The organism is Herbaspirillum sp. VT-16-41 (assembly GCF_001994935.1).
GTDB classification, from domain to species: domain Bacteria; phylum Pseudomonadota; class Gammaproteobacteria; order Burkholderiales; family Burkholderiaceae_D; genus Herbaspirillum; species Herbaspirillum frisingense.
Map to the genome: position 1 here is coordinate 479837 of NZ_MUXB01000131.1, position 26317 is coordinate 506153.

20 protein-coding genes are annotated in these 26317 nt (G+C 62.8%); 10 read left to right on the plus strand and 10 right to left on the minus strand.

What is annotated here, in order from left to right:
• Window positions 1-2 precede the first annotated feature (2 nt).
• Window positions 3-3239: an efflux RND transporter permease subunit gene (locus BTM36_RS21900; RefSeq protein WP_006462423.1), complete on the plus strand. Its 3237-nt coding sequence runs from the start codon at window positions 3-5 to the stop codon at window positions 3237-3239.
• A gap of 22 nt (window positions 3240-3261) precedes the next feature.
• Window positions 3262-4818 (plus strand): efflux transporter outer membrane subunit, encoded by a 1557-nt coding sequence (locus BTM36_RS21905; protein ID WP_077237903.1) that lies wholly within the window; start codon window positions 3262-3264, stop codon window positions 4816-4818.
• A 9-nt stretch (window positions 4819-4827) separates the two neighbouring features.
• Here the strand turns inward: BTM36_RS21905 and BTM36_RS21910 are convergent, their stop codons facing one another.
• The 8 genes from BTM36_RS21910 to pabB form a co-directional block, all read right to left on the minus strand.
• Window positions 4828-5274, minus strand: a complete 447-nt coding sequence (locus tag BTM36_RS21910; RefSeq protein WP_077237904.1) for a hypothetical protein — start codon at window positions 5272-5274, stop codon at window positions 4828-4830.
• A 160-nt stretch (window positions 5275-5434) separates the two neighbouring features.
• Window positions 5435-5707, minus strand: a complete 273-nt coding sequence (locus tag BTM36_RS21915) for a hypothetical protein (protein WP_077237905.1) — start codon at window positions 5705-5707, stop codon at window positions 5435-5437.
• Between the two features lie 210 nt (window positions 5708-5917).
• Complete coding sequence (locus BTM36_RS21920; protein ID WP_077237906.1) at window positions 5918-6640, minus strand: hypothetical protein; 723 nt, start codon at window positions 6638-6640, stop codon at window positions 5918-5920.
• Window positions 6637-7278 (minus strand): hypothetical protein, encoded by a 642-nt coding sequence (locus BTM36_RS21925; RefSeq protein WP_139347230.1) that lies wholly within the window; start codon window positions 7276-7278, stop codon window positions 6637-6639. Before BTM36_RS21925 ends, BTM36_RS21920 begins: the two co-directional genes overlap by 4 nt.
• Window positions 7279-7410: 132 nt before the next feature.
• The gene (locus tag BTM36_RS21930) at window positions 7411-8091 is read right to left on the minus strand and encodes a hypothetical protein (protein ID WP_139347231.1); all 681 of its coding nucleotides are present in this window, start codon (window positions 8089-8091) and stop codon (window positions 7411-7413) included.
• 211 nt (window positions 8092-8302) lie between these two features.
• Window positions 8303-9025 (minus strand): hypothetical protein, encoded by a 723-nt coding sequence (locus tag BTM36_RS21935; protein WP_077237909.1) that lies wholly within the window; start codon window positions 9023-9025, stop codon window positions 8303-8305.
• Window positions 9022-9525: a hypothetical protein gene (locus BTM36_RS21940; RefSeq protein WP_077237910.1), complete on the minus strand. Its 504-nt coding sequence runs from the start codon at window positions 9523-9525 to the stop codon at window positions 9022-9024. Before BTM36_RS21940 ends, BTM36_RS21935 begins: the two co-directional genes overlap by 4 nt.
• 286 nt (window positions 9526-9811) lie before the next feature.
• The gene (pabB, locus tag BTM36_RS21945; protein WP_077237911.1) at window positions 9812-11638 is read right to left on the minus strand and encodes an aminodeoxychorismate synthase component I; all 1827 of its coding nucleotides are present in this window, start codon (window positions 11636-11638) and stop codon (window positions 9812-9814) included.
• Window positions 11639-11776: 138 nt separating this feature from the next.
• Here pabB and BTM36_RS21950 point away from each other — a divergent pair, with 138 nt between their 5' ends.
• The 8 genes from BTM36_RS21950 (at window position 11777) to BTM36_RS21985 (ending at window position 22440) form a co-directional block, all read left to right on the plus strand.
• Window positions 11777-13180 carry a DHA2 family efflux MFS transporter permease subunit gene (locus tag BTM36_RS21950; RefSeq protein WP_006462431.1) on the plus strand — a complete coding sequence of 468 codons (1404 nt, stop codon included), beginning with the start codon at window positions 11777-11779 and terminating at the stop codon, window positions 13178-13180.
• A gap of 25 nt (window positions 13181-13205) precedes the next feature.
• Window positions 13206-14108 (plus strand): DMT family transporter, encoded by a 903-nt coding sequence (locus BTM36_RS21955; RefSeq protein ID WP_077237912.1) that lies wholly within the window; start codon window positions 13206-13208, stop codon window positions 14106-14108.
• A 62-nt stretch (window positions 14109-14170) separates the two neighbouring features.
• Window positions 14171-15157 carry a magnesium and cobalt transport protein CorA gene (locus BTM36_RS21960; protein WP_077237913.1) on the plus strand — a complete coding sequence of 329 codons (987 nt, stop codon included), beginning with the start codon at window positions 14171-14173 and terminating at the stop codon, window positions 15155-15157.
• A gap of 292 nt (window positions 15158-15449) precedes the next feature.
• Window positions 15450-17588, plus strand: coding sequence for a TonB-dependent siderophore receptor (locus BTM36_RS21965; protein ID WP_077237914.1), 2139 nt, complete (start codon window positions 15450-15452; stop codon window positions 17586-17588).
• A gap of 10 nt (window positions 17589-17598) precedes the next feature.
• Window positions 17599-19191, plus strand: coding sequence for an ABC transporter substrate-binding protein (locus tag BTM36_RS21970; protein ID WP_077237915.1), 1593 nt, complete (start codon window positions 17599-17601; stop codon window positions 19189-19191).
• Window positions 19182-20156 (plus strand): ABC transporter permease, encoded by a 975-nt coding sequence (locus tag BTM36_RS21975; RefSeq protein ID WP_077237916.1) that lies wholly within the window; start codon window positions 19182-19184, stop codon window positions 20154-20156. Before BTM36_RS21970 ends, BTM36_RS21975 begins: the two co-directional genes overlap by 10 nt.
• On the plus strand, window positions 20153-20986 hold the full coding sequence (locus BTM36_RS21980; protein ID WP_077237917.1) for an ABC transporter permease: 834 nt from the start codon (window positions 20153-20155) through the stop codon (window positions 20984-20986). The genes BTM36_RS21975 and BTM36_RS21980 overlap by 4 nt, the downstream gene beginning before the upstream one ends.
• The gene (locus BTM36_RS21985; RefSeq protein WP_077237918.1) at window positions 20983-22440 is read left to right on the plus strand and encodes an ABC transporter ATP-binding protein; all 1458 of its coding nucleotides are present in this window, start codon (window positions 20983-20985) and stop codon (window positions 22438-22440) included. The genes BTM36_RS21980 and BTM36_RS21985 overlap by 4 nt, the downstream gene beginning before the upstream one ends.
• Window positions 22441-22443: 3 nt before the next feature.
• On the opposite strand, the gene BTM36_RS21990 is transcribed toward BTM36_RS21985, so the two are convergent.
• Both BTM36_RS21990 and BTM36_RS21995 read right to left on the minus strand, forming a co-directional pair.
• On the minus strand, window positions 22444-23949 hold the full coding sequence (locus BTM36_RS21990; RefSeq protein WP_077237919.1) for a PepSY domain-containing protein: 1506 nt from the start codon (window positions 23947-23949) through the stop codon (window positions 22444-22446).
• Window positions 23950-23952: 3 nt separating this feature from the next.
• Window positions 23953-26130 (minus strand): TonB-dependent siderophore receptor, encoded by a 2178-nt coding sequence (locus BTM36_RS21995; RefSeq protein ID WP_254427062.1) that lies wholly within the window; start codon window positions 26128-26130, stop codon window positions 23953-23955.
• Window positions 26131-26317 lie beyond the last annotated feature (187 nt).

A 26317-nucleotide genomic window follows, 5' to 3' on the forward strand; every position in this document is an offset into this window, starting at 1 on the left:
GCATGAATATCTCGCTTCCCTTCATCAAGCGGCCCATCGCCACCACGCTCTTGACCATCGGCATCGCGCTGGCGGGCATGGTGGCCTTCCGCCTGCTGCCGGTATCGCCGTTGCCGCAGGTGGATTACCCGACCATCTCGATCTCTGCCTCGCTGCCCGGCGCCAGCCCCGAGACCATGGCCGCGACCGTGGCCACGCCGCTGGAACGCGCCATGGGCGCCATCGCCGGGGTCACCGAGATGACCTCCACCAGCTCCCAGAACTCCACCCGCATCACCCTGCAGTTCGACCTGAGCCGCGATATCGATGGCGCCGCCCGCGACGTGCAGGCCGCGCTCAATGCCGCGCGCAGCCTGCTGCCCACCGGCATGCCGAGCAACCCGACCTATCGCAAGGTCAACCCGGCCGACGCCCCCATCCTGATCCTGGCCATGACCTCCGACACCATGACCCAGGGGCAGATGTACGACGCCGCTGACAGCATCGTGGCGCAGAAACTGTCGCAGGTGCGCGGGGTAGGGCAGGTCAGTGTAGGCGGCAGTTCACAGCCGGCCGTGCGCATCGAACTGAACCCGACCGCCCTCAACAAGTACGGCATCGGCAGCGCCGACGTGCGCACCGCGGTGGCTGCCACCAATGCCAATCGCCCCAAGGGTTTGCTGGAAGACGATGGCCGCAACTGGCAGATCTACGCCAACGACCAGGCCAAGACCGCCGCAGAATACGCGCCGCTGATCGTGTCCTACCGCAACGGTACGCCGGTGCGGGTGCAGGACGTGGCCGAGGTGCGCGACTCGGTGGCCGATGTGCGCAACGCCGGCTCCTCCAACGGCAAGCCCTCGGTGCTGATCATCATCAACCGCCAGCCCGGCGCCAACATCATCGACACCGTCGACAATGTGCGCGAGCTCTTGCCGCAGCTGCAGGCTTCGATCCCGTCCGCCATCGACATGAAGGTTGTGCTGGACCGCACCCCCACCATCCGCGCCTCGCTGAAGGAAACCGAATTCACCCTGATCCTCTCGGTGGCGCTGGTCATCATGGTGGTGTTCCTGTTCCTGCGTAACGCCCGTGCCACGCTGATCCCCGCAGTGGCGGTGCCGGTGTCCCTGATCGGCACCTTCGGCGTGATGTACCTGGCCGGCTTCAGCCTGGACAACCTGTCGCTGATGGCGCTGACCATTGCCACCGGCTTCGTGGTGGACGATGCCATCGTGGTGCTGGAGAACATCTCGCGCCATATCGAGTCCGGCATGAAGCCCTACAAGGCGGCCCTGCTCGGTGCGCGTGAGGTCGGCTTCACCGTGCTGTCGATGAGCATTTCGCTCATCGCCGTGTTCATCCCCATCCTGCTGATGGAAGGCATCGTCGGCCGCCTGTTCCGCGAATTCGCCATCACCCTGTCGGTGGCCATCCTGGTCTCGCTGGTGGTATCCCTGACCACCACGCCGATGATGTGCGCGCAGTTGCTGCGCCATGACCCGGAGGCTGACGCAGCGCGTCGCCAGCGGCGCCATCCCTGGCTGCAGAAGATTTCCGACCAGACCGCCGCCATCTTCGAAGACATGCTGCTGGCCTACGAACGCACCCTGGCCTGGGCCTTGCGGGCGGCCCCCTTGATGATGCTGATCCTGCTGGCCACGATTGCCCTGAACGTGTATCTCTACAAGGCCATCCCCAAGGGCTTCTTCCCGCAGCAGGATACGGGGCGCCTGATCGGCGGCATCCGTGGCGACCAGGCCATTTCCTTCCAGGCCATGCGCACCAAGCTCAATGACTTCATCGACATCGTCAAGGCCGACCCCGCCGTGTCGGATGTGGTGGCCTTTACCGGTGGGCAGCGGCGCAATGGCGGCTTCATGTACGTGACCCTGAAGCCCCTCACCGAACGCAAGGACAGCGCCGACAAGGTGGTAGCGCGGCTGCGCATGAAGACGGCCAAGGTGGCCGGTGCCCGGGTGTTCCTGGTACCGGTGCAGGACATCCGCATCGGTGCCCGCCAGAGCGACTCGCAGTATGAATACTCGCTCAAGTCCGACGACGTCGGCCTGCTGCGCATCTGGGAACCCAAGATCCGCCTGGCCCTGTCCAACCTCAAGGAACTGGAAGACATCAGCACCGACCAGCAGGACAACGGCCTGCAGACCACCCTGACCATCGACCGCGAGACCGCCATGCGGGCCGGTGTCACGCCACAGCTGATCGATTCCACGCTGTCCGATCTGTTCGGCCAGCGCCAGATCTCGACCATCTACAGCGGCATGAACCAGTACCACGTGGTGATGGAAGCCGCGCCGCAATACTGGCAGAGCCCGGAAACCCTGCGCGATACCTATGTCAGCCTGGCCGGCTCGTCCAACCTGTCGCCGACCACCTCCAGCCTGTCCACGCCACCGGCCCTGTCGGCGGCCGGCAAGCTCAATGCCAACACCGGCCTGGCGCAGACCATTTCCACCGCGCCCTCGCGCCAGATTCCATTGGCCGCGTTCTCGCGCTTCGAGCCGACCACCACTGCGCTGTCGGTCAGCCACGAGGGCCAGTTCGTGGCCTCCACGCTGTCCTTCAACCTGGCCGAGGGCGTGTCGCTGTCGCAGGCCACGGAAGCCATCGACCGCGCCATGGCGCAACTGGGCGTACCCACCAATGTGCTGGGCACCTTTGCCGGTACCGCCAATGCCTTCCAGTCCTCCACCTCCAGCCAGCCCCTCCTGATCCTGACGGCATTACTGGCCGTGTACATCGTGCTGGGCATTCTCTACGAGAGCCTGATCCATCCCATCACCATCATCTCCACCTTGCCCTCGGCCGGCGTGGGTGCCTTGCTGGCACTGATGGTGACCGGCACCGACTTCAGCCTGATCGCGCTGATCGGCGTGATCCTGCTGATCGGCATCGTCAAGAAGAACGCCATCATGATGGTGGACTTCGCCATCGATGCCGAACGCAATCGTGGCCTGTCTCCGCGTGACGCTATCTTCGAAGCCTGCCGGCTGCGCTTCCGCCCGATCATGATGACCACCATGGCCGCCTTGCTGGGCGCGATCCCGCTGGCCATGGGCCACGGCGACGGCGCCGAGCTGCGCCAGCCGCTGGGCATTTCCATCGTCGGCGGACTGGTCGTGAGCCAGCTGCTCACCCTCTATACGACCCCGGTGGTGTACCTGTACATGGAACGCCTGCGCGCCTGGGGCCAGCGCCGCTTCGGTCGCAAGAACCAGACAGAAACCTCGGCGGCCTGAGGCTGCCGCCATGGAGAAACGCATGACGCAACAAGACCTGCTCAAACTCAAACCCGTGCTGATGGCGCTGGCGGTCAGCCTGGCGCTGACGGCCTGCGCGGTCGGCCCCGATTACGTCCGACCGCAGATGGACGAGGCTACCATGGCCCCGGCCGTCTTCAAGGAAGGCCAGAACTGGAAGCCCGCCCAGCCGCGCGACCTGATGGCCGACGGCAAGTGGTGGGAGATGTTCAACGATGCCCAATTGAATGCGCTGGTGGCGCAGGTGGACGTCTCCAACCAGAACCTGGCGCTGGCCGAAGCCAACTTCCGCAGCGCCGTGGCGCTGGTGCAGAGTTCGCGCTCGGCCTATTCGCCCACCTTGTCGGCTTCGGCCGGCGCTTCGCGAGGCCGCTCCGGTTCGGCCGGTTCATCGACCTCGTCCGGTACCTCGTCGTCGTCCGGATCGTCCGGATCGTCCGGATCGTCCGGCAGCGTGCGCAATTCCTATACCTTCTCGCTCACCGCCGCCTGGGAGGCCGACATCTGGGGCAAGGTCCGGCGCGACGTCGAATCCAGCCAGGCCAGCGCCCAGGCCAGTGCTGCGGACCTGGCCGGCGCCCGCTTGTCGGCGCAGGCACAAGTGGCGCAGAACTACCTGCAGCTACGCGTGCTGGACGCCCAGCAGCAGTTGCTGGATGACACCGTGCAGGCCTACCAGCGTTCGCTGGAGGTGGCGCAGAACCAGTACAACGCCGGCATGGTCGCCAAGTCCGACGTGATCCAGGCGCAGACCCAGCTGAAATCGGCCCAGGCCTCGGCCCTGGACAACGGCGTCACCCGCGCCCAGATCGAACATGCCATCGCCCTGCTGGTGGGCAAGACGCCTGCCAGCTTCTCCCTGCCCAGGTCGCCGCTGACCGCCGTGGCGCCGCCGGTCCCGCAGGGCGTGCCGTCGATGCTGCTGGAGCGCCGTCCTGACGTGGCCGCCGCCGAGCGCCGCGTGGCCTCCGCCAATGCCAAGATCGGCGTAGCCAAGGCCGCCTATTTCCCTAGCCTGACCCTGTCAGCCTCGGGCGGTTACCAGAGTTCCACCTTTGCCGACTGGTTCACACTGCCGGGTCGGGTGTGGTCGCTGGGACCACAGCTGGCACAGACCATCTTCGACGGCGGCGCGCGCCAGGCCGCCACCGATCAGGCCATCGCCAGCTACGACGGCACGGTGGCCACCTACAAGCAGACGGTGCTGACCGCCTTCCAGGAGGTCGAAGACAACCTGGCTGCATTGCGCATCCTGGAGCAGGAAGCCGCGGTGCAGGGCGAAGCGCTGCAAGCGGCGCGCCAGGCCGTCACGCTGGTGACCAACCAGTACAAGGCCGGCACGGTCAGCTACGTCAACGTCATCACCGCCCAGGCCACGGCCCTGTCGGCCGAACTGAATTCATTGAATATCCTGAACCGCCGCATGGCCGCCAGCGTGTTGCTGGCCAAGGCCCTGGGCGGTGGCTGGGACGGACATAGCCTGGATGACCTGGGACCGCTGGAGCAGCAGAGTACAGAGCGGGCCAGGGGCTTGAAGGAGAATGCGGGATTGAGGTAGAGGAGGGCATTAATCCTCAGGAATCAGCGCCCCGGTCTGAATAGAGAAATTTCGTTTGACCTTCTTGAATGAATGACGACCCGAGCATGCGCTCGTGGCATCGAAGATGATCGTCAAGGTGTCACCCGACTCAGTGGCTTCTAGAAGCTCGAACTCGTAGCCCCACGGAATGTTCTTCGGGGGCGTATTGCATTGCCGCGACTTGGCATAGAAGCTTGCAGAGAGTTGTTTAAGTTGCGCGTTGATCTTGTTGGCCGACCTGGTGTTCAGATATCTGGAGGGTTTTACGGTCACCTTCTCGATATAGATCCGGTTCATTGCATCTCTTGCCCCGGTTTGTTTATAAACGGAAGTCTCCAGCTTGATATCGCCGAGATCCAGTTCTTCCCCGAAGCTGGGTTGAAAAATCGACGGTATTAATACGGTGATTGCCAAGGCTAGGTTTTTTTTCAGCATTCTGTGATCTCGAAAGTTTGGGTTGAATGGGTTACAGGGGTTGGCGCACAGGTCTGCTCTTCCTGGTCAGTGCTAGAAGTGGGTTCAGACGGTCAGCTGGGTCGGATGGAATACGCTTTAAAGCAGATTGAATTTGGGTGGCTAAAACCCGGTGTCAGTATCAAAGCGCCATCGCGGAGCCATATATGGAAATCGCCTCATACAACTTGTCGATCTCCTTGTTGATCCTCATCGCCTGAATTTTTCCAAGTCTTCTGGAGGCTTGCATCGTGATCTTTTCAAGATGGATCCTGTTGATTTCGTCTTTCGGTCCGGACTGGCGATAGATTTCCTTCTTGAAGCGAAGATCGCTTGATGCATATTCAGTTGCACAGCAGTGTTGAGCTGCGAGAAGAAAGCAGCTTAAAGCCGCTGTCTTGATGTGTATGTTCATGGCATGACTTTCTTGTGACGTTTTTTGGGTAGTCGATTGGAAAGGACATCTGTTGTATGCGATACGATCCGTCGGTCAGCGCCTAGTTAGTGCGAGGGATTGATGCAAATAATCAGCAGGGTCAGCGGTGATGCTGATCAAAAGGAGAAATCCGGAAAGCAAGTCAAAAACCCGACGCTCTGTCTTTTTTAAGAGAGCGTCGGATTGATTTCAGTGGCCCTGAGCACTTTCAAATCGGAGAAGATATTCGTTATGGCAAGCGGACTTGACTTGCAGAAATATAGGCAAGAGCACGAGTTGGTTTCTCTTGATCCAGATGTGAAAATCCGAGGTCTTCAGGTAGAAGCCACAACGTTCTTCAAGTCCTTCAGCGATTAGATTTTCGTTTTGCTCTATGAGGATATCGCCCGCGTCTTCGCCAAGTTTTACATATCCTTTATCGGTCTCGGCGCCAGATTCCAATAGACTAGGAGCGTATTTCCGAAGCAGCTGTTCGGCCGATAGCAAGGCGCCCGTTTGGAGGGAAAAATTTTGCGCGATCTTGTTGAAGTACACGCGGCCATAACAGACTTCTGAACTTTCGAAAACAATGCTTAGTATGTCGTCGGTCACGTTGATTTGATCAAATTTCACGTCGTATCCCCAGGGGTGAGGCGTAAGCGGTTCGTGGCAATGTCGGGCTTCGCTATACAAGGACACATATAGCTTTTCAAGTTCAGAATTAATTTTGTTCACTTGTGCGGGCCGGAGTTTTTTGGAAGGCTGTATAAGCAGCCTTTCGATATAGAAATGGCGGCTGTCATCTCTTTCACCAACCTGGCGATATACAGAAGTTGTAAATCTAGGATCGGATTTTCTGACCTCTTCCGAATAGCCCAGCCGGGCCGTGAGCAAGATCATCAGGAAGAATAGTGGAGCAAAGCTTAGTTTCATGGCCGCGCCTCATGACGTTCGGACCGTTCAACCTGTAAGTAATATCGCTTGTGGCATATTGAATTCTGGACCTGAAACGGCGGCAAGAGTACCAGCCGATTTGCCTCTGTCCAAACGGTGAACCCAGCCCTTCTGAGAAAAAAATCACAAGACTGTTGCAGTTCGGGTGAGAAGGTACCTTCGTTCTGCTCCATGAGAATCGCGAATGCATCGTCTCCCAAGATCAGGAAGTCGCTGCTCACTTCTGCACCAGCCCTTAATATGGAGGGTGCATATCTTTCCAGGAGCGTTCTTGTGGAAATCGGTTTGCCTGTTGGTATTGAGAAGTTGGCTGCGAATGTTTCGAAATTTGGCTGTCCAGAACAGCCTTCAGCTATGTCAAACAGGATGCTCAGGGTGTTTTTTCCAAAGTTGGTTTTTTCATACTTGAGCACATGGCCCCACGGTCCAGGCCACTGAGGGTCGTAGCACGCTCTGGCGCTCTTATGAAAGGAGATATTCAGTCTCTGTAATTCTGAATTGATTCTTTTGATCTGTGCATTTCCCAACTTCTCCGAGCTTTTAATCAACACCTTGTCGATTTCGATGTTCTGGTACGAGGCTTGCTCACCAATCTGCTTTTGAGTCTTGATAATCAACTCGATTTCGTTAGTTTCGCGCTCTCCTGCATAGCACGGTTGGAATGAAAAAAGGTAATGAGTATTAACGAAAGTGACCAATATAAGTTCATAAAAACGCCATTGTTGGGACTGAGGGGATCGTCGGCCCTGTCATTTGGTTTGAATGGGATACTCTCTGAAACAGAACGAACTACGCTGGCTAAAAGTGGGCATGATGAGCAACTCGCCATTCCTGAGCCATACCTGGTGACCTGCGGTATGTAAGTGGTAGCCGCAGGAATTGATTAATTCGGGGTTAAATAGCTTTTCGTTTTTTTCTATGAGATATTCGAGCGCATCCTCGCTTAACGAGAAAAACTGATGACGAAAATTTATCCCCGCGCTCAGTAGATCTGGCGCATATTTTTTCAGCATCTGCCGAGGTGATATAGGCGCTCCTGAACTGACGGAAAAATTTCTCGCAAACCTGGCGAAATAGGGCTGCCCAGAACAGATCGCTGAAATTTTGAACGTCAGGCTTAAGGTGTTATTTTCGACATTGATTCGCCCAAATTCAGCGTCGAAGCCCCATGGATTTGGAATTTGAGGATCGCGACAGTTTCTTGCCTCTTCATAAAACGACGCATACATCTTCTCAAGTTCTTTGTTGATCCGCATCGCCGGTTTTTGGCCGAGGATTCTTGATTGTTTCAGTTCAATTTTTTTTAGGTACATACTATTTACCCCCTTTTTAGGGCCGGTCTGACGATAGATGGTTTCTTTGATCCTGAGGCCGCCTTGTAAGTATTCCTTGGCAGAGCCGTGGGGCGTCGCTGCCAGGGTCAAGAACAAAATAATTAACCTGAAATTGAGTTTCACTATTGGCGAAGTTGATTGGAATTGTTTGCCAGCACTAAGGAACAGATTTTCCGGGCCTAGTCAGTACCAGAGATTGCTACGGATGATCAGCCGGGTCAGCGGTGGTGCTGATCAAAAGGAGGAATCCGGAACGCACGTGAAAAACCCGACGCTCTGTCTTTTTTAAGAGAGCGTCGGATTGATTTCAGTGGTCCTGAGCGTTTTCAAATCGGAAAAAATATTCTTTATGACAGGCGGAGTCGATTTGTAGAAATATAGGTAAAAGCACGAGTCGGTCTCTCTTGAGCCAGATGCGAAAATCGGAGGTCTTCAGGTAAAAACCACAACGCTCTTCAAGCCCTTCATCGATTAGATTTCCGTTTTGCTCTATGAGAATCTCGCCCGCTTCTTCGCCAAGGCGTACAAATCCTTTATCGGTTTCGGCGCCCGATTCCAATAGGCTGGGAGCGTATTTCTGAAGCAACTGTTGGGCCGATAGCAAGGCCCCGGTTTTGAGGGAAAAATTTCGCGCGATCTTTTTGAAGAACACTCGGCCATAACAGACCTCTGAACTTTCGAAAACAATGCTTAATATGTCGTCGGTCACGTTGATTTGATCAAATTTCACGTCGTATCCCCAGGGGTGAGGCGTAAGCGGTTCGTGGCAATGTCGGGCTTCGCCATAAAAGGACGCGTATAGCTTTTCAAGTTCAGAATTAATTTTGTTCACTTGTGCCGGCCGGGCTTTTTTGGAAGGCTGTATAAGCAGCCTTTCGATATAGAAATGGCGGCTGTCATCTCTTTCGCCAACCTGGCGATATACCGACTTGGTTAAATTCAGCCCCTCTTTTTCAAATTCTTCCGGATGGGCTTCTTGCGGCACCAGGAAGATGAAGAGAGCGATGAGCAGAGAAATGTCGAATCTCATAACATCACCTTTTTGAAAAATGATGTGAAATGGGTTCGCTTTACGAGGCTGCTGTCTTTTTCCCATTCTGCAGTGTCTTTGCCACCATTAACCGCATGCGTCACCGCGCGAACATCGTCTCGATCCATCGCTGGAATCGTTTTTGGTCGAAGGCGAACGCAATACCAAGCGGCCGTATCGATGCATTCAAAGGCGGCTTCAACAATGCGGTCAGGATTCGTAATCACCGGCGGCCGCTTATTGTCTTTTATGCCGTTTTTTGTTTCCCAGCCGATTTGAAAGTCGATCCCTTTTGATAACCACCCTCTGAAAGCCCAGTACTCGCTATAGTTGTATCGCCCGGTCAATTGTTTGAAGCCACGTCCCTTAAAGGTCGGACCATCCCCTTTAGCGATGTTTCCTATTTCGGAGTTTCCTTCGTATTTCATCCCGGTCGTTGTCTCCACCATCTCATTAAGGCTTTTGCATTCCACAGCCCCCTGCGCAAAAAAGTGCGCCATCCGCATTCATGAAGTCAGCGCAGACGGAGGATGGGGACGACGAGAAAGGGGAGATGGTAGCCAACGCAGAACACTCGCCATAGCGATGGAATTCTAGAAACGCGGACAGAATGCGAAGGAGGGGCAGGGGAGAAAAAGAAAACTGCAAAGAGACCATGCTGGCGGCTCAGGATGGATGTTGAATCCCTTCAGAGCGTCAGTCCACGGCGTGGATGCGACAGTGGTCGCGTGACTATGCGGAGCTACGTGTGACCGGGCGTGACCAGGCGTGACCAGACGTGATTATTTATGAGGAAACCTGGGGCTGCAGCACGCCCCGCAACGCATTGCACACCATCACCTCCTGCGCGCGCATCAGGTCGGCGCGGGTGATCACGGCTTCGCTGGCCTGCCAGTTTGGATCGGCCAGCAGGACGCGGCGCATCACGCCCGGCAGCACGCCGGCGGACAGGGGCGGGGTGCACCACTGCCCGTCAAGTTTGACGAAGACATTGCTGCGCCCCCCCTCGGTCAATTCGTCGCGCTCATTGAAGAACAGCATGTCGAAGCCGCCACGCCGTTCGGCTTCTTTCCAGGCCGCGTCGTAATGTGCGCGCCGCGTGCTCTTGTGGCGCAGGAAAAAGTCGTCGCTGGCGCAACGATGCTCGGCCAGGAAGACGGTCACCGGGCCCGCCAGCGGTAGCAGCGGTGCATGCTGCAGGCTGATGTTGCCGCCTGCATCCAGTGCCAGTCGCAGGCGCAGGACGACGTCCTTGGGCAGGCCGGCGCAGAGCGCATCGATCTGCTGACGCATCGCCTTCTCGTCGCAGGGAAAACCGAACACCGCCGCGGAGGCCTGCAGGCGCTGCAGGTGCAAGTCCAGATGGCGGCAGCCGGCGTGGCTGGCGTGCATGGTCTCGAAGAGGCTGAATTCCTGTTCCAGCCCGGTGAGGAAGGCCGCTTTCAGGCGGCATTCGGCAAATTCGGAGGCGGCGTCACTGTCGTAGACGATGCCCGCGCCCACGCCCATCACGCCCTGTCGCAGGCCATGCTCAGGCGCTTGCAGTTCCAGTGTGCGGATCGGTACCGACAGGCAGAAGTTACCGATGGTGCCGCCGCCTTCGCGTGGCGCGTCGAACCATCCGATGGCGCCGGTGTACAGGCCACGGGCCTCGGTTTCCAGCTCGTCGATGATTTCCATGGTGCGCCGCTTGGGCGCGCCGGTGATGGAGCCGCAGGGGTAGAGGGCGGCGATGACGGTGGCTAGCGTGGCGTCCTCGCGCAGGCGGGCGCGGATGGTGGAGGTCATCTGCAGCACCTGCCCATAGCGGCGCACGTCGAACAGGTGCGGCACCTGGACTGAACCAGAGCGGGCCACGCGGCCCAGGTCGTTGCGCAGCAGGTCCACGATCATCAGATTCTCGGCCCGGTTCTTTTCATCGTTGGCCAGGGCCAGGGCGCGCTGGGCATTGATCGTGTCGGCAGCGTCAGCCTGGGGATCCATGGCACGAGCGGTGCCTTTCATCGGCTTGGCCTTCAACATGCCATCCTGGTGCGAGACGAACAGTTCCGGCGAGCAGGACAACACCATGCCACCCTGCGCATCGCGCACCAGCGCACCGTAAGGCACCGGTTGGCGTGCCCGCAGGCGGCGGTAGAGCGTGATGGGGTCACCATGGACCTGGAAGTGCAGGCGATAGGTGTAATTGACCTGGTAGGTATCACCGGCGGCGATGTAGTCGCGGATGCGTCCGATGGCGGCGCTGAAGGCGGCCTCATCGACGCTGCTGCGCAGGTTGACGATGCCGGCCGCTTCGTCAGCGCATTGGCCGGCCAGCCAGGCATCGACTTCGGTCGCACCCAGGCGCTGGCAGTGCTGGAACAGCAGGACGCGCGCCAGCGGGGCCGACAGCGGCCGGTGCGGCAAGCCCTGCAGTGCCGCGCCCAGTTCGTAGCTCCACAAGGCGACCGCATGCTGGCCAGCGGCCAGCGCGGCCTGCATCTGCGCCAGCAGGGCCCCAAAGCCGGCGACGTCGGTGCAGGCCAGCGTGCGCAGGTGGCCGGTATAGAGGCGCGAGCGCGGTTCGGCCGGCGTGGCGAGATGGTCGTCGAGGAGGGCGAAGCAGTCGGTCATGGAACAGGGGGGGCAAGGACGGCAAGGGCAGGCAGGGCGGGCAGGGCAGCGCAGCCCCGCCGGCAGCATGATAGCGTAAAAGGTATACTTGAAGGCTTGCCACGCTGCCAGGGCGCTGTCCCTTCACTACCTAGTCCGATGCCCATTCCACGCACCTTCATCATTCCCCTGATCGTCGCCTGTGCGCTGTTCATGGAACAGATGGATTCCACCGTCATCTCGACCTCCCTGCCGGCGCTGGCGCTGGACATGAATGTCGATCCGATTTCGCTCAAGCTGGCGCTGACCTCCTACCTGGTCAGCCTGGCCGTCTTCATTCCCATCTCGGGCTGGATGGCCGACCGCTTCGGCTCGCTCACCATCTTCCGCACCGCCATCTGTGTCTTCATGCTGGGCTCCATCCTGTGCGGGGCTTCCTCGACCCTGCCGCAGTTCGTGGCAGCGCGTTTCCTGCAGGGTATCGGCGGCGCCATGATGGTGCCGGTGGGGCGCCTGGTGATCCTGCGCAGCGTGGAAAAGGTCAATCTCGTCAAGGCACTGTCCTACCTGACCATTCCTGCGCTGTTCGGGCCGGTGCTGGGGCCGCCGCTGGGCGGCTTCATCACGACCTACTTCCACTGGCGCTGGATCTTCTTCATCAATATCCCGATCAGCATTCTCGGCCTCTACCTGGCCACGCGCTTCATTCCCGACCTCAAGGCCGAACAGGTGGCGCCGCTCGATTTCAAGGGCTTCGTGCTCTCGGCGCTGGGCTGCTCGCTGCTGATGATGGGACTGGCGACCTCCGGCCGGCACCTGGTCTCGGGCGATGTCTCGCTGGCCTGCGTGGTGGCGGGCGTGCTGTTCCTGGCGGCTTACGTGTGGCATGCGCGTCGTGCCACGGCGCCGCTGATCGACCTGGCGCTGTTGAAGATTCCCACCCTGCGCGCCGGTGTCTTCGGCGGCTCGCTCTATCGCGTGGGGATCGGCGCCATCCCCTTCCTGCTGCCGCTGATGCTGCAACTGGGCTTTGGCTATACACCTTTCCATTCGGGGCTGTTGACGTGCGCCTCGGCGGCCGGGGCCATGTTCATGAAGACCATCGCCGCCCGCTTCCTGCGCCGCTATGGGTTCCGCCGGGTGCTGCTGGTCAATGGCGCGCTGGGCGTGCTGGGCTTGTGGGCCATCGCCGGCTTCACGCCGCAGACGCCGTATCTGCTGATGGTGCTGGTCCTGCTCATCGGGGGCTGCTTCCGTTCGCTGCAGTTCACCAGCCTCAATGCGATTTCCTACGCCGATGTCGACAAGCAGCGCCTGAGCCAGGCTACCAGCATGGCCAGCGTGGCGCAGCAGTTGTCCATCGGCATGGGCGTGGTGCTGGCCGGCTTTGCCTTGCAGATGTCGAACGACCTCCAGGGTCACGCCACCCTGGTGGCCCAGGATTTCTGGCCGGCCTTCCTGGTGGTGGGGGCGGTAGCGGCGCTGGCGCTGCTGATGCTGCGCCAGTTGCCGCATGATGCCGGGGCCGAGATGGCCGGGCAGCAAGAGAACAAGTCGGCCTGACGTGGCCGCCACGACGAGGAGCGCAATGCGTAGCGATCAGCCCTACAAAGCCCTGTGGTTCCCGCTGGGTGCCGTCCTGATCTGGGCCGGCAACACGGTCATCAGCAAGATGTCGGCCAGCGTCATCGCGCCGGAGGATATTTCCTTCTACCGTTGGGTGCTGGCTGCAGCACTGATGTCGCCCTTCCTGGCGCGCTCGACCTGGGCCGCACGCGCGCAGATCCGACCCCACCTGGGCAAGATCCTGGTGCTGGCGCTGCTGGGCATGGTGCTGTTCCAGAGCCTGGCCTATTTCGCCGCCGCCACCGCTTCGGCCACCAGCATGGGCATCATTGCCTCGTTGATGCCTTTGCTGACGCTGGTGCTGAGCATCAAGCTGCTGTCCGAACCGCCCACCATCGGCACCCTGGCCGGCGGGGTGCTGTCGCTGTTCGGCCTGGCGGTGCTGATCGGGCGCGGTCACCCGCAGAACCTGTTCGAGCAGGGCGTGGTCACCGGCGATCTGCTGATGCTGCTGGCCACCATCGCCTATGGCCTGTATGGCGTGATGCTACGGCGCTGGGCGCTGCCCCTGCGCACCTGGCAATTGCTGTACATGCAGGTGCTCATGGCGGTGGTGCTGCTGTTCCCGGGCTTCGTGCTGGGCCATCATTCGCCCATCACCCGCGACAACCTGCCCATCCTGCTGTATGCGGGCATTGCCGCTTCCATCCTCTCGCAATTCCTGTGGATGCGCGGCGTGGCCTACCTGGGCGCCAGCCGCTGTTCCATTTTCGTGAACCTGATGCCGGTGTTCACTGTCATCATTGCGGTAGCGGCACTGGGTGAGCAATTGCATGGCTACCACGCCGTGGGCGGCCTGATCACGCTGGCCGGGGTGATCATGGCGCAGGTGTTCAAGCAGCGCCTGCGCTGGCCTGCCGGCTGAGCCAATCTCGCCGACAGAACCCGGTTGATCCGACAAGAACAGGTTGAGAACAGGAAAGAGACATGATCGATCCCACCATGATCGTCAATTGCACGGTCTACAAGAAGGGCAAGAAGCTGCGGGACATCACCCTAGATGAAATCAGCGACGTGCTGGAAGAGGAGGGGACCTTCGTCTGGCTGGGCTTGCTGGAACCCAATGTCGAGCTGATGAACAAGATCAAGGAAGAGTTCTGCCTGCACGAACTGGCGGTGGAAGACGCCTACGCCGCCCACCAGCGGCCCAAGATCGAGGAATATGGCGATACCCTCTTCGTGGTCCTGCACACGGCCCAACTGGCCGGCGGCGAGGTGCAGTTCGGCGAGACCCACATCCTCACCGGTCCGCGCTTCGTGGTCACGGTGCGGCACGGTGCCTCGCGCAGCTATGCCAAGGTACGCGAGCATTGCGAGATGCTGCCAGAGCGCCTGGTGCGCGGCCCCAGCTTCGTGCTCTATTCCATCATGGACTTCGTGGTCGACAACTACCGACCCATCATGGATGACCTGGAAGCCAAGTTCAGCCAGTACGAGGAACAGCTCTTCAACCCCGGCGCCATCAGCGGCAAGGCCTACCTGCAGGAGCTCTACCAGTTGAAGCGCCAGCTGATCCGCCTGCGCTCGGCGGCCTCGCCGCTGCTGGATGTCTGCACCCAGCTGCTGCGTTTCCATGAAGGGCTGATCACCAAGGACGGCAAGGCCTACTTCCGCGACATCTACGACCACGTGGTGCGCTTCATCGACACCGGCGACCGCTTGCGCGAAATGGTGGAATCGGCGGTGCAGATCAACCTGGCCCAGGTCACCATCCACCAGAACGAGATCGTGCAGACCCTGGCCGGCTGGGGTGCCATCCTGGCCATTCCCACCATGGTCTTCAGCCTCTATGGCATGAACTTCGCCAACATGCCGGGGCTGTCGTGGCAATGGAGTTTCCCGCTGGTGTTGGGCGGCATCTTCACCGCCTGCTCCCTGCTGTGGCGGCGCCTGCGCAAGGCCGGCTGGCTCTAGGCCGGTCTTTCCTTTCGGGCAAACCGAGGTGGGTGCGACAATTGGTCGCAGCCACCGGCTCTCCTGCGCTTTTATACTCCCGCCTGCCTTGATCGGCGGCACGAACAGGCAGCGTCAGACACGCATGGCCGGACCTGGTTCGGCTGGCTCGTGTTTCCGATGCCTGTCTTTCTTCTTGCTAAATGCAACACTGTTGCATAAAATGCCGGCCTGACCGCGTGAGCCGGTCACCACGCTCGCGGCAAGGCAGCTCAGCACCCAGCCGCAACACACAAAAAACACAAGGGAAAAGATGAAAATGACCGCACTGCGGGCGGCCGTGCTGGGCGCGCTCGCCATGAGCCAGGCCCACAACCTGGCCTGGGGCGCCGATACCACCACCAACACCGCCGCCACCTCCGCCAGCGCCGACAGCGGACTGGGGCAGGTCGTGGTGACCGGCACCGGCGAGCGCCAGCAATACCGTCAGAACGCGACCTCCAGCGCCACCCGCAGCGAGACCCCCTTGCAGGAGTTGCCGCAATCGGTCCAGGTGGTGTCGCGCCAGCTGATCGACGACCTGGCCGCCACGCGGCTGGATGACGTGCTGCTTTACGTGAGCGGGGTGGCCAGGCAGAACAATTTCGGCGGTCTGTGGGACAACTATTCCATCCGCGGTTTTTCCGGCAGCGAAAACGGCGGCATGAACATCCTCTGGAACGGCTTCGCCTCCAACCGTGGCTATGCGCCGCCGCGCGACATGGCCAACGTCGAGAGCGTGGACTTCCTCAAGGGACCGGCGGCGGCCCTGTACGGCAATAGCGAGCCGGGCGGCACCATCAACGTGGTCAGCAAGAAGCCGCAGTTCAAGTCGGCCAATGCGCTGGATCTGTCCATCGGCACCAACAACACCTACCGCAGTGCCGTCGATTCCACCGGCGCCCTCAACAGCGAAGTGGCCTACCGCATCAACGCTGCCATGGAGCACCAGGGCAGCATGCGCGACGACGTCACCAGCCAGCGCGAATTCCTGGCGCCGGCCTTCACCTGGGTGTTGTCGGACCGTACGGTTCTGAACTACGAGGGCGAATTCCTGCGCCAGAAGGCGCCGCTGGATCGCGGCATCGTCGCCGTCAACGGTAATCCGGGCGTGCTGCCGGTCTCGCGCTTCCTGGGCGAGCCACGCGATGGCGACATCAAGATGGAAAACCGCAACCACCTGCTGACGCTGGAACATCGCCTGGACGACAACTGGCATGTGCGCACCGGCGTGTTCCACAAGGATGGCAGCCTGGATGGCTTCTCCACCGAGGCCTCCGCCCTGCAGGCCGACAATGCCACCCTGCGTCGCCAGCGCCGCTATCGCGACTACAGCTGGCACGACACCTCGTTGCAGGCCGAACTGGGCGGCAAGCTGCAGACCGGCGGTATCGGCCATGAGGTGCTGGTCGGCACCGAGATCGACTGGCTGACGCTGGACCAGCGCATGCTGCGCATCAACCCCAGCGCCGCAGCGCCCTACGCGGTCAACATCTACACCCCGGTCTACGGCCAGGCGCAACCCACGCCCCTGCCCAACACCGATACCAGCGAGCGCCAGATCAGCACCGCGCTCTATCTGCAGGATCAGGTCAGCCTGTCGGATCGCTGGAAATTGCTGGCCGGCGTGCGCGCCGACTCCTTCCGCTCCACCCTGAACAACTGGCGCAGCGGCGCGACCACGCGCCAGGACAAGAGCGCCGTTTCGCCGCGCCTGGGCCTGACCTACCTGATCACGCACGCCTGGTCGGTCTATGCCAGCGCCAGCAAGTCCTTCCGCCCCAACAGCGGCAGCGACGTGCAGGGCAATGCCTTCAGTCCCGAGACCGCCCGCGCAGCCGAAGCGGGTCTGAAGTTCCAGAGCGAGGACCAGCGCAGCGGCGCCACCCTGGCCGTGTTCGACATCACCAAGCAGAATGTGCTGACCACCGATCCGTCCAATCCCTCGTTCTCGGTGGCGGCTGGCGAAGTGCGCAGCAAGGGTGTGGAACTGGATGCCAATGCCAAGCTCGGACGTCACTGGCGCCTGACTGGCAACCTGGCCTATACCGACGCCTATGTCGCCAAGGACAACACTCTCACCGTCGGTGCGCGGCTGGTCAACGTGCCGCGCGTGTCGGGCAGCCTGCTGGCAGTGTTCGAGGATGTCGATGCGCACGGCGCACCCTTTGGCGTGGGCGGCGGCGCCAGCTATGTCGGGGCGCGTACGGGCGACCAGGCCGGCAGCTTCCGGTTGCCCGCCTATGCCACGGCGCGGGCGCTGGCCTACTGGCAGTTCACGCCACGCATGAAGCTCTCGCTGGACGTCAATAATCTTTTCAACAAGCGTTACTACACCAGCTCCTACAACAACCTGTGGATCATGCCGGGTGACGAGCGCAATGCCATGCTGGCGTTGAACGTCCGGTTCTGAGGGCGGCCCTGTGTCCCATGACCTGAACGCAGCGCGCCGCCGGGCCCTGCTGGCGGCCGCCGCGCTGGCCGCTGTCCAGCCCTGGCGCAGCGCATTGGCGCACGGCGACGATGCGCCGCACTCGCATGCCGTCACCCGGGCGGATGCCGGCGTGCTGACCGTGGTCGGCCCCTGGGAAATGACCGGCCTCGATCCCTCGCGCTCCGGCTACATGTTCGCCCGCATGGAGGTGGTGGAGACGCTGCTGGAGGTGGACGACAGCGGCCACTTGCGTGCGGGCCTGGCCACTACCTGGCAGGTCAGCGATGACGGTCTGCAATGGCGCTTCGCACTGCGCAGCGGGCGGCGCTACCACGACGGTAGCGCGCTCACGCCGGCCAGTGTGCTGGCCTGCCTGCAGCGCGCCGCCCAGCGGCCGGGCGTATTGCAGCTGGCGGCGATCGCGGCGATGCAGCTGGAGGGCAGCGACCTGGTCATCACCTTGCGCCAGCCCTTCGGCCCTTTCCCCTATCTGCTGACGCACTACACGACGCAGATCCTGGCACCGGCTTCCTTCGACGCCAAGGGCAATGTGCAGGCCATCATCGGGAGCGGGCCATATCGCATTCGTTCCCTGAGCCTGCCCCAGCAATTCGATGTCGAACGCGTGGCCTTGATCGAGTCCGGGCAGGGCAGGCCGATCCAGCGGGCGCGCTACATCAGCGTTTCGCGCGCGGAGACGCGCACCCTGCTGGTCCAGAGCGGCCAGGCCGATCTCGCCTTCTCGCTGGACCCGCCCAGCATCCGGGCGCTGCAAGACCATCCACGCGCGGCCCTGCTGTCGACCATGCTGCCGCGTACCACCATTCTCAAGCTCAACGCCGGTCATCCCTTCCTGGCCGATGTGCGCGTGCGGCGCGCCATCGCGCTGTGCATCGAACGCGAAGGCATCGCCCGCGCCCTGCTGCGCGACCCCGACCTCGGTGCTACGCAACTGTTTCCCCCCGCGCTGGCGCGCTGGCACGACGCCAGCCTGCCGCCCTTGCAGACAGACCTGAAACAGGCCCGCCGCCTGCTGGAGGAGGCCGGCTGGCGTCTCGGCGCGGACGGCGTGCGGTGGCGTGAGGGCCAGCGGCTGGCCTTGAATCTGACGACCTTCGTGGATCGTCCCGAACTGCCCCTGATCGCCACTGCCTTGCAGGAAGAGATGCGCCAGATCGGCATTGCCGTGCGGGTGGTGATCGGCAATTCCAGCGATATCCCGGCCGGTCATCGCAGCGGCTTGCTGCAGATGGCGCTGGCGGCGCGCAACTACGGCAATGTCCCCGAACCGGTGGCCAGCCTGCTGCAGGATTTCGGTCCCGAGGGCGGCGACTGGGGCGCCATGGGCTGGCGCAATACCGAGGTGCCGGCGCTGCTGGCGCAACTGGCGGCCGCGCCGGCCGTGCCTGCCGACCGTGACCGCAGCCTGCGCCAGCGCATTACCGCCGTGCTGCAGGAGCAGTTGCCGGTGATCCCGGTAGTCTGGTATCGCCAGACCTGCGCCGTCAGCCGGCGCCTGCGTGGCGCCAGCATCGACCCCTTTGAACGCAGTTACCGGATCTCTTCCCTGCAATGGACCTGAATCGATTATTGAGCGCGGCCATCCGGCGCCGCTTGCTGCTCGCGCTGGGGCAGCGCCTGCTGCAGGCCGCTCTGGTGGCGCTGCTGGTGGGCACGCTGTGTTTCTTCATGACGCGCATGCTGCCCGGCGACATGGCCTACCGCATTGCTGCCGGGCGCTACGGCTATGACATGGTCACCACCGAGGCCGCGCTGGCCGTGCGTGCCGAACTGGGTCTGGATCGGCCCTGGTTCATGGCCCTGAGCGAATGGTGGGGCCGCCTGTTGCATCTGGACCTGGGAATGTCCCAGGTCACTGCCTTGCCGGTGCTGGTGGAGATCAGTCATCAATTGGGCCCGACGCTGCGCCTGTCGCTGCTGGCGATGGCGCTGTCGCTGGCCATCGGCCCCACTGCAGGCGTGCTGGCCGGGCTGCACCCGGGCGGCTGGCTGGACCGTACCACGCTGGCCGTGTCGGTGGTCCTGCGGGCCTTGCCGTCGTTCCTGCTGGGGCTGTTGCTGGTGCTGCTGTTTTCGGTGCAGCTGGGCGCCTTGCCGGCAGCCGGTCATGGTGATCATGGCGGTATCCTGCTGCCGGCCCTGACGCTGGCGCTGGGCCTGGCGGCGGTGTCCTGCCGCGTGGCGCGAGACGCCATGGTGCAGGTCCGACGTTCCGAATACTTCAGTTTTGCGCTGACCAAAGGTTTGACCTTATCCCAGGCGCTGGCGCGCCATGGCCTGCGCAATGTGGCCGTACCGGTGGTGGCTTACCTGGGCGTGCAACTGGTGATGCTGGTCGAAGGCGTGGTGCTGGTGGAAACCATCTTTGCCTGGCCCGGCATCGGCCACGCACTGGTACATGCCATCTTCGGCCGCGACGTGCCGATGATCCAGGGCACTGCCCTGGTGCTGGGCCTGATGTTCGTCCTCTTCAATGCGCTGGTGGATGCCGCCTGCGCCTTCCTTGATCCGCGAGGCCGAGCATGAGCCGCCTTTCTGCTTCCGATGTCCTTGTCGAGCGCGGGGCAAGCCGCTGGACCGGCGGCCAGTCCGCCGGGCTGCTGCTGTTGCTGGCGGTGGCCCTGCTGGCGCTGGTCGGGCCGATCGCCATCGACATCGATCCTGCGCGCCAGCATCTGGCGCGCTTCCTTGAAGCGCCCAGCCTGGCGCAGCCGCTGGGTTACGACCAGCTTGGGCGCAGCATGCTGGCCCGGCTGGCGCATGGCGCCCGGCTGTCCTTGTCGCTGGCACTGGTAAGCGTGCTCTCGGCGGCCGTTCCTGGCTTTCTCATCGGTCTGCTGGCGGCCTGGTGCGGCGGCTGGACCGAGCGCGTGCTGGCGGCGCTGGCCGATGCCGTGCTGGCCTTGCCGGGCTTGTTGCTGGTGCTGCTGCTGGCGGCCTTGGCGCCGGGTGGCTTCTGGCCCTTGTACGTGGGCATTTCGCTGGCGCTGTGGGTGGAATATTTCCGCGTAGTGCGTGCCGCATGCCGCGTCCTGCTGGCCAGCCCGCAGGTGGAGGCCTCGCGCCTGCTGGGCTTTGGGCCTGCTTACATCATCCGTCGTCACGTATTGCCGGCCTTGCTGCCGCGTCTGCTGACGCTGATGCGCTTCGGCCTGGCAGGCGCGGTGCTGGCGATGTCGGCACTGGGCTTCGTGGGCGTGGGTCTGCAGCCGCCGACGCCGGAACTGGGCGTCATGATGATCGAACTATTGCCCTATTACCGTGAGGCGCCCTGGCTGGTCGGTGCGCCGGTGCTGGTGCTGTTCATGACCCTGCTGGGTTTGCTGCTGCTGTCGCCGCAGAAGGAGGCCGCATGAACGCGCAGGCGCCGGTGCCGGCGCTGTGCGTGCAAGACCTCGCGGTGCTGCACGGGGAGGATGTGCTGGTCGATGCGACCAGCTTTTCCATCCCGGCCGGTGGCGTGCTGACGTTGCTGGGCGAGAGTGGCTCCGGCAAGTCCTTGCTGGCCCAGGCCATCATGGGTCATCTGCCGGCCAACCTGCGCTGTAGCGGGCGCATCAGCATCGATGGCGAAGCGGGCGAGGCTGCCGATGTCGCCCCGCGCCAGGCAGGGTGGGGCCGGCGTATCGCGCTGCTGCCCCAGGAACCCTGGCTGGCACTGGACCCGACCATGACCGTGGCGCAGCAGGTGGCCGAGACCTATGAGCTGGTCAGCCGGCCCGCCGTCGATACCCAGAACGACAGCCTGCGGACTGCCCGCAGCAACGCCCGGACGTCGGCCCTGGATGCGCTGGCCAGCCTGGGCCTGCGGGATGCGGCGGACAAATATCCTTTCATGATCTCCGGTGGCATGGCGCAGCGGGTGGCGTTCCTGGCCACGCATGCGGCCGGCGCACCGTTGCTGATCATCGACGAACCCACCAAGGGACTGGATGCCGACCGCCGTGGCGAAGTGCTGGCCCTGCTGCAGGCGGCCCGCAAGGAGGGTATGAGCCTTCTGTGCATCACCCACGACGTCTGGCTGGCGCGAGCGCTGGGCGGGCAACTGGCGGTGATGCTGGAGGGGCGCATGGTGGAGCGGGGCGAGGCCGAGGCGGTACTGGCCGCGCCGCAGCACACCTACACCCGGCGCCTGCTGGCGGCCGATCCGGCGTGCTGGCCAATGCCTGCGCCAGTGCCGGCCGCAGCCGGCGATGTTGGCCGGGTCATTGCCGAGATCAGCGGCGTCAGCAAGGCTTTCGGCGAGCGTGTGTTGTTCAGTGATGTCAGTGCCCGCATCCACGCCGGCGAAATTCTGGCCATCAGCGGGCCCAGTGGTGCCGGCAAGACCAGCTTCGGCAATCTCCTGCTGGGCCTGCTCAAGCCCGATGCGGGAACCGTCAGCCGCGCCACCGGCCTGGCGCGCACGGCGTTCCAGAAGATCTACCAGGACCCGGCGGCGGCCTTTGCGCCCACCGTCAGCCTGCGCCAGTCCCTGCGGGACGTGGTGCGCCTGCACCAGCTGGACTGGAACAGGCTGGAGGAGCTGTTGGCGCGCATGCGGGTCGATACCGGGTTGCTGGATCGCCTGCCGCGCCAGGTATCGGGTGGCGAACTGCAGCGCATTGCATTGGCACGGGTGTTGTTGATGAAACCGACGCTGATCTTTGCCGACGAGCCCACCTCGCGGCTGGACCCGCTGACCCAGCAGGAAGTGATCGGCCTCTTGGTGGAAGAGGCCAGGGCAGCGGGTTGTGCGGTGCTGCTGGTGACGCACGACACCGATATCGTGCGCTGCGTGGCGGACCGGCAGATACGCCTGGGTAGCTGACCCTCAGGCGCGGGCGCCGAACTTGCGGCGCAGCCGCCGCCAGCCGATCACCACGCCGCTGCCGGACAAGGCCAGCCCGCCGATGCTCAGCAGGATCAATACCGCCTCGCGCAACCAGCCGGCGGCCAGCATCGGCCCCAGGTCCCAGCTATGCAGCAGGCTGAACAGCCAGCGCCCGATGCGCTGGGCGCGGTCTGCACTCAATTCCACCTGGCCGCTCTGCAGGTTGAGGTAGACCAGGGTATCACCGGCATCGGCAAACCTCAGTCGGAGCACGGGCAACTGTCGTTGCGCGCCCCCCATCATGGCCTCGCTGTCGCGGCGGTAGTAATAGGCATCGTACTGCTCCATGCGCTCCACCTTCACCAGGGGCGCGTCCATCAGCCGGGCCCCGGCACGCTCCAGCGTGGCGCCAGACCAATGCTGCGCCACCAGCAGGCGCTGCCCCTGCGCATCGGCGGCCAGGACCAGGCGCGTGCCGTCATGGGCGTCGCGGGCCAGCACGAAGGGCTGGCCGGCCAGCGTCAGCCATTCCAGTTCCACCGGACGAAACCCGCTATCGGCCAGGCTTTGCAGGATGGCTCCGGTAGGGGCCGCCAGCAGGCCGCCTTGGGCCGGCACCGCTGCATAGCGCGCCAGGTCGGGGCGTTGCGCGGCGGAGAAGATGCCCAGCGGGTTCATCGACATCAGGCCGCTGAAGATCCAGGTCAGGGTGATGGCCGCGAAGCCCAGGCCGAGCAGGTGATGCCAGCGCATCCAGCCGGGCGCGAAGGGTGAGTGCGAGCCGGACTTGTAGGGCCGGCCGAAGCGCCAGCGCCACAGTCCCACCACGATGCCGCTGCAGGCCACCAGCACGCAGCCGGCCGAGAGCGCGATCACGGTCCAGGTCCAGACCGGATCGACCGGCTGGTTCTTGAAGACGTAGAGCCAGTGCAGCCAGGCGCCGACATAGTTCCAGCCGCGTTGCAGGCGGGTTGCCTGCATCACCACTTCGCCGGTATGCGAGGAGACATAGACCAGGGTGTGGGCGGCATCGTCCAGCATGATCTCGTGCAGCGGCCGATGCGCGTCCAGCGACCGGGCATGGGTCCAGCGGTCTTCGTGCAACTGACTCAGGTAATGGGCCTTGGCGCCCGGACGGAACAGGCGTGCCGAGCGCAGCGCGGCATCGCGATCGAATTGCGCTTGGGCTGTGCCGGAAGCCGCATCCAGCGACAGCAGGCTGCCATCCTTTTGGCGCAGGAGATAGCGCGGCTGGCCGCTGGCGGCGTTGAGCACCAGTGCGCCGGCACGCGCCTGCGGCGGTGGGCCCGGCAGCTTGCTGCCGGCTTCCAGCGCGGGGAGGGCCGCCAGCCTGTCCCAGGGCGTGAGCTTGGGATAGCCGACGAACAGCATCACCACGCCGCTGGCGAACCACAGGGCCATCAGCAGGCAGCCTGCCACGCCGCACCAGCGGTGGGTCAGGTAGGTCCAGCGACGCAGGCGCGCCGGCCAGGAAGTCGCCGCCATTGATCAGAAGCGGTGGTTCACGCTCAACTGCAACTCGCGTCCCGGTCCGTACAGCCATTGGGTATTGGTGTAGTAGGCGGTGGTGAAGTAGTGCTTGTCGAACACGTTGTTGGCACGCAGGGTCAGGGTGGTGGCTTGCGTGGCCTTCCAGCGCAGGGCCAGGTCGGTAGTGGTGTAGGCCGGCAGCTTGAGGGTGTTGGCGTTGTCGGCATAGCGCGCGCCCACGTACTGCAGGCCGCCACTGGCAGTCCAGGCGGGCAGGAAGTCCCAGCTCAGCCACAGGTTGGCCAGTCGTTCCGGCACGTTGGTGGGGACATTGCCGCTGCGCGAAACAGCCACGCCGGCCACCGCTTCGGCGAAGTCGTCGAAGCGCGCCCGCAGCACGGTGGCGTTGGCGTCCAGCTTCACGGTATCGGCCAGGGCCAGCGACAGGCTGGCTTCGACGCCGCGCGAGGATTGCTGGCCGACCTGGATGCTCTGGCTGGCATTGGCCGGATCGCGGGTGACCAGATTGTTCTTGCGGATGTCATAGAGGGCCAGGGTCCATTGGCCACGCTTGTTCCAGAACACCTGCTTGACGCCCACTTCCACCTGGCGACCGGTGGACAGGGCGAAGCGGCTGTTGGACTGGGTCAGCATGAGCAGGCCCGACACCGGTGCGGCGGCCTTGGTGTACTGGCCATAGACGGACAGGTCCGGCGTGATGGCATACACCGAACCCAGGCGCCAGCCGAGGTTGGAGTAGCTCTGGCTGAAGTCGTTGGCGCTGTTGATCAGGTCGCTGCGGGAGACGTCGGCATGGTCGAAGCGCAAGCCGGCCAGCACGCTCAGGCGTTCGGTCAGGTCCAGCTTGTCCTCGGAGAAGACCGAATACTGAGAAGCACTGTTGCGATAGCGTGGCCGGAAGGCGGGGATGCCGGTACCGCTGGCGTAGACGCCGGGGTCGAAGTCATAGGGATTGACGCTGCTGAAGTTGCCCACATAGGTGTTGTTGGTGTGGGTGAAGCTGCTGGAGTTGATGTCGAAGCCGACCGAGACCTGGTTGCTCAGGCCCAGCAGGTGGCCCTTGAAGGTGGCGTCGGTGGTGTTGCCGGTCTGCGACTGGTCATGCCGGATCTGGGTCGCGCCGCTGCGGTCGACCAGCCCGGAGGCCGCGTTGTAGACGTAGGATTCGGCGTTGCGCCAGTTGCGGTCGCTGTTGATCTGGTAGAAGCGGGTGCGCACGGTGGTGTCGGCATTGGGTGTCCATTGCGCTTCCAGTTGCGCCCAACGGTCCTTGTAGTCGATGTTGCCGTCACCGACATTGAAGTTCTTTTCGCGCAGCGCATCGACTTGCTGGCCATTGATCAGCGGCGTGCCGAAATAGGCCATGGGACGCTGGTGGCCCTGGGCGTAGCTGAGTTGCACGAACAGGTCGGGATTGACGTCCAGCCGCAGCGCGCCCGAGAAACTGAGGTTGTTGGAATAGCCGCGATCCACCCAGCCATCGGAGCGGTCACCGCTGATATCCACACGGTAGGACAGCATGTCGTTGATGGCGCCACCACTGCCCAGGCCCAGGCGTTGCGTGTTGTGGCTGCCGATGCTGGCCTCGACTTCATTTTCGATCTTGCCGCGTGAAGGTTTCTTCGGCACCACGTTGACCACGCCGCCGATGGCGCCATCGCCATAGATCACCGAGGCCGGTCCGCGCAGCACTTCGATGCGTTCCACGCCCCAGGTGTCGAAGGGGAAGCTCACGCCGACGCCGCCGTACTGGCGCACAGCGTCGTACAGGCGCATGACCGAGGTGGTATCGGTAAAGCCGCGTGCCGACAGCGAGCTGCCGCTGTTGCCCGGGTGCGCCAGGCTGCTGTAGCCGGGGGCGCGGGTGATGGCATCGACGATGCTGGCGTCGCCGCGTTCTTCCAGCTGACGACGGTCGATCACGCTGACGCTGGCCGGAATCTGCAGGGGCGTGAGGTCGAGGTTGGAACCGGTGCTCACCGGGTTCTGCAAGGGCGCGGTGCTGGTGGCGCTCACCGAGATGGTGGGCAGGGTGGCGTCGTTCTGCTGCGCCTGGGCACTGGCGGCCAGGCACAGCAGGGGCAGTGCCAGGTGGAAGGAGGAACGTTGCTGCTGGCCGGGGCTGCCCCGGTGCTGTCGTGTGGTCGTGGTCATGGTCGCAGTCTGTGTGGGCATGCCATGCATGCCTGCAGGAAGTAAAGAAATCGGATCGCGGCCGATTCTAACAACGCCGGGGGGCGGACTGGGGGCAGCTTGAATCGGGCGAAAATGCCCTGTCGCAGAGGGGAAAGCCGCTCCAGCAAAGGTTTTGCGGCTGATTTGGGAGGGCGATGGGAGGTGCCGGGTGCGACAATTAGCCGCA

Excerpts from the sequence above, each read along its gene's own strand:
- BTM36_RS21900 (WP_006462423.1), top strand. The coding sequence starts at position 3 with ATGAATATCTCGCTTCCCTTCATCAAGCGGCCCATCGCCACCACGCTC.
- BTM36_RS21905 (WP_077237903.1), top strand. The coding sequence starts at position 3,262 with ATGACGCAACAAGACCTGCTCAAACTCAAACCCGTGCTGATGGCGCTG.
- BTM36_RS21910 (WP_077237904.1), bottom strand. The coding sequence starts at position 5,274 with ATGCTGAAAAAAAACCTAGCCTTGGCAATCACCGTATTAATACCGTCG.
- BTM36_RS21915 (WP_077237905.1), bottom strand. The coding sequence starts at position 5,707 with ATGAACATACACATCAAGACAGCGGCTTTAAGCTGCTTTCTTCTCGCA.
- BTM36_RS21920 (WP_077237906.1), bottom strand. The coding sequence starts at position 6,640 with ATGAAACTAAGCTTTGCTCCACTATTCTTCCTGATGATCTTGCTCACG.
- BTM36_RS21935 (WP_077237909.1), bottom strand. The coding sequence starts at position 9,025 with ATGAGATTCGACATTTCTCTGCTCATCGCTCTCTTCATCTTCCTGGTG.
- BTM36_RS21940 (WP_077237910.1), bottom strand. The coding sequence starts at position 9,525 with ATGGCGCACTTTTTTGCGCAGGGGGCTGTGGAATGCAAAAGCCTTAAT.
- pabB (WP_077237911.1), bottom strand. The coding sequence starts at position 11,638 with ATGACCGACTGCTTCGCCCTCCTCGACGACCATCTCGCCACGCCGGCC.
- BTM36_RS21950 (WP_006462431.1), top strand. The coding sequence starts at position 11,777 with ATGCCCATTCCACGCACCTTCATCATTCCCCTGATCGTCGCCTGTGCG.
- BTM36_RS21955 (WP_077237912.1), top strand. The coding sequence starts at position 13,206 with ATGCGTAGCGATCAGCCCTACAAAGCCCTGTGGTTCCCGCTGGGTGCC.
- BTM36_RS21960 (WP_077237913.1), top strand. The coding sequence starts at position 14,171 with ATGATCGATCCCACCATGATCGTCAATTGCACGGTCTACAAGAAGGGC.
- BTM36_RS21965 (WP_077237914.1), top strand. The coding sequence starts at position 15,450 with ATGAAAATGACCGCACTGCGGGCGGCCGTGCTGGGCGCGCTCGCCATG.
- BTM36_RS21975 (WP_077237916.1), top strand. The coding sequence starts at position 19,182 with ATGGACCTGAATCGATTATTGAGCGCGGCCATCCGGCGCCGCTTGCTG.
- BTM36_RS21980 (WP_077237917.1), top strand. The coding sequence starts at position 20,153 with ATGAGCCGCCTTTCTGCTTCCGATGTCCTTGTCGAGCGCGGGGCAAGC.
- BTM36_RS21985 (WP_077237918.1), top strand. The coding sequence starts at position 20,983 with ATGAACGCGCAGGCGCCGGTGCCGGCGCTGTGCGTGCAAGACCTCGCG.
- BTM36_RS21990 (WP_077237919.1), bottom strand. The coding sequence starts at position 23,949 with ATGGCGGCGACTTCCTGGCCGGCGCGCCTGCGTCGCTGGACCTACCTG.
- BTM36_RS21995 (WP_254427062.1), bottom strand. The coding sequence starts at position 26,130 with ATGCCCACACAGACTGCGACCATGACCACGACCACACGACAGCACCGG.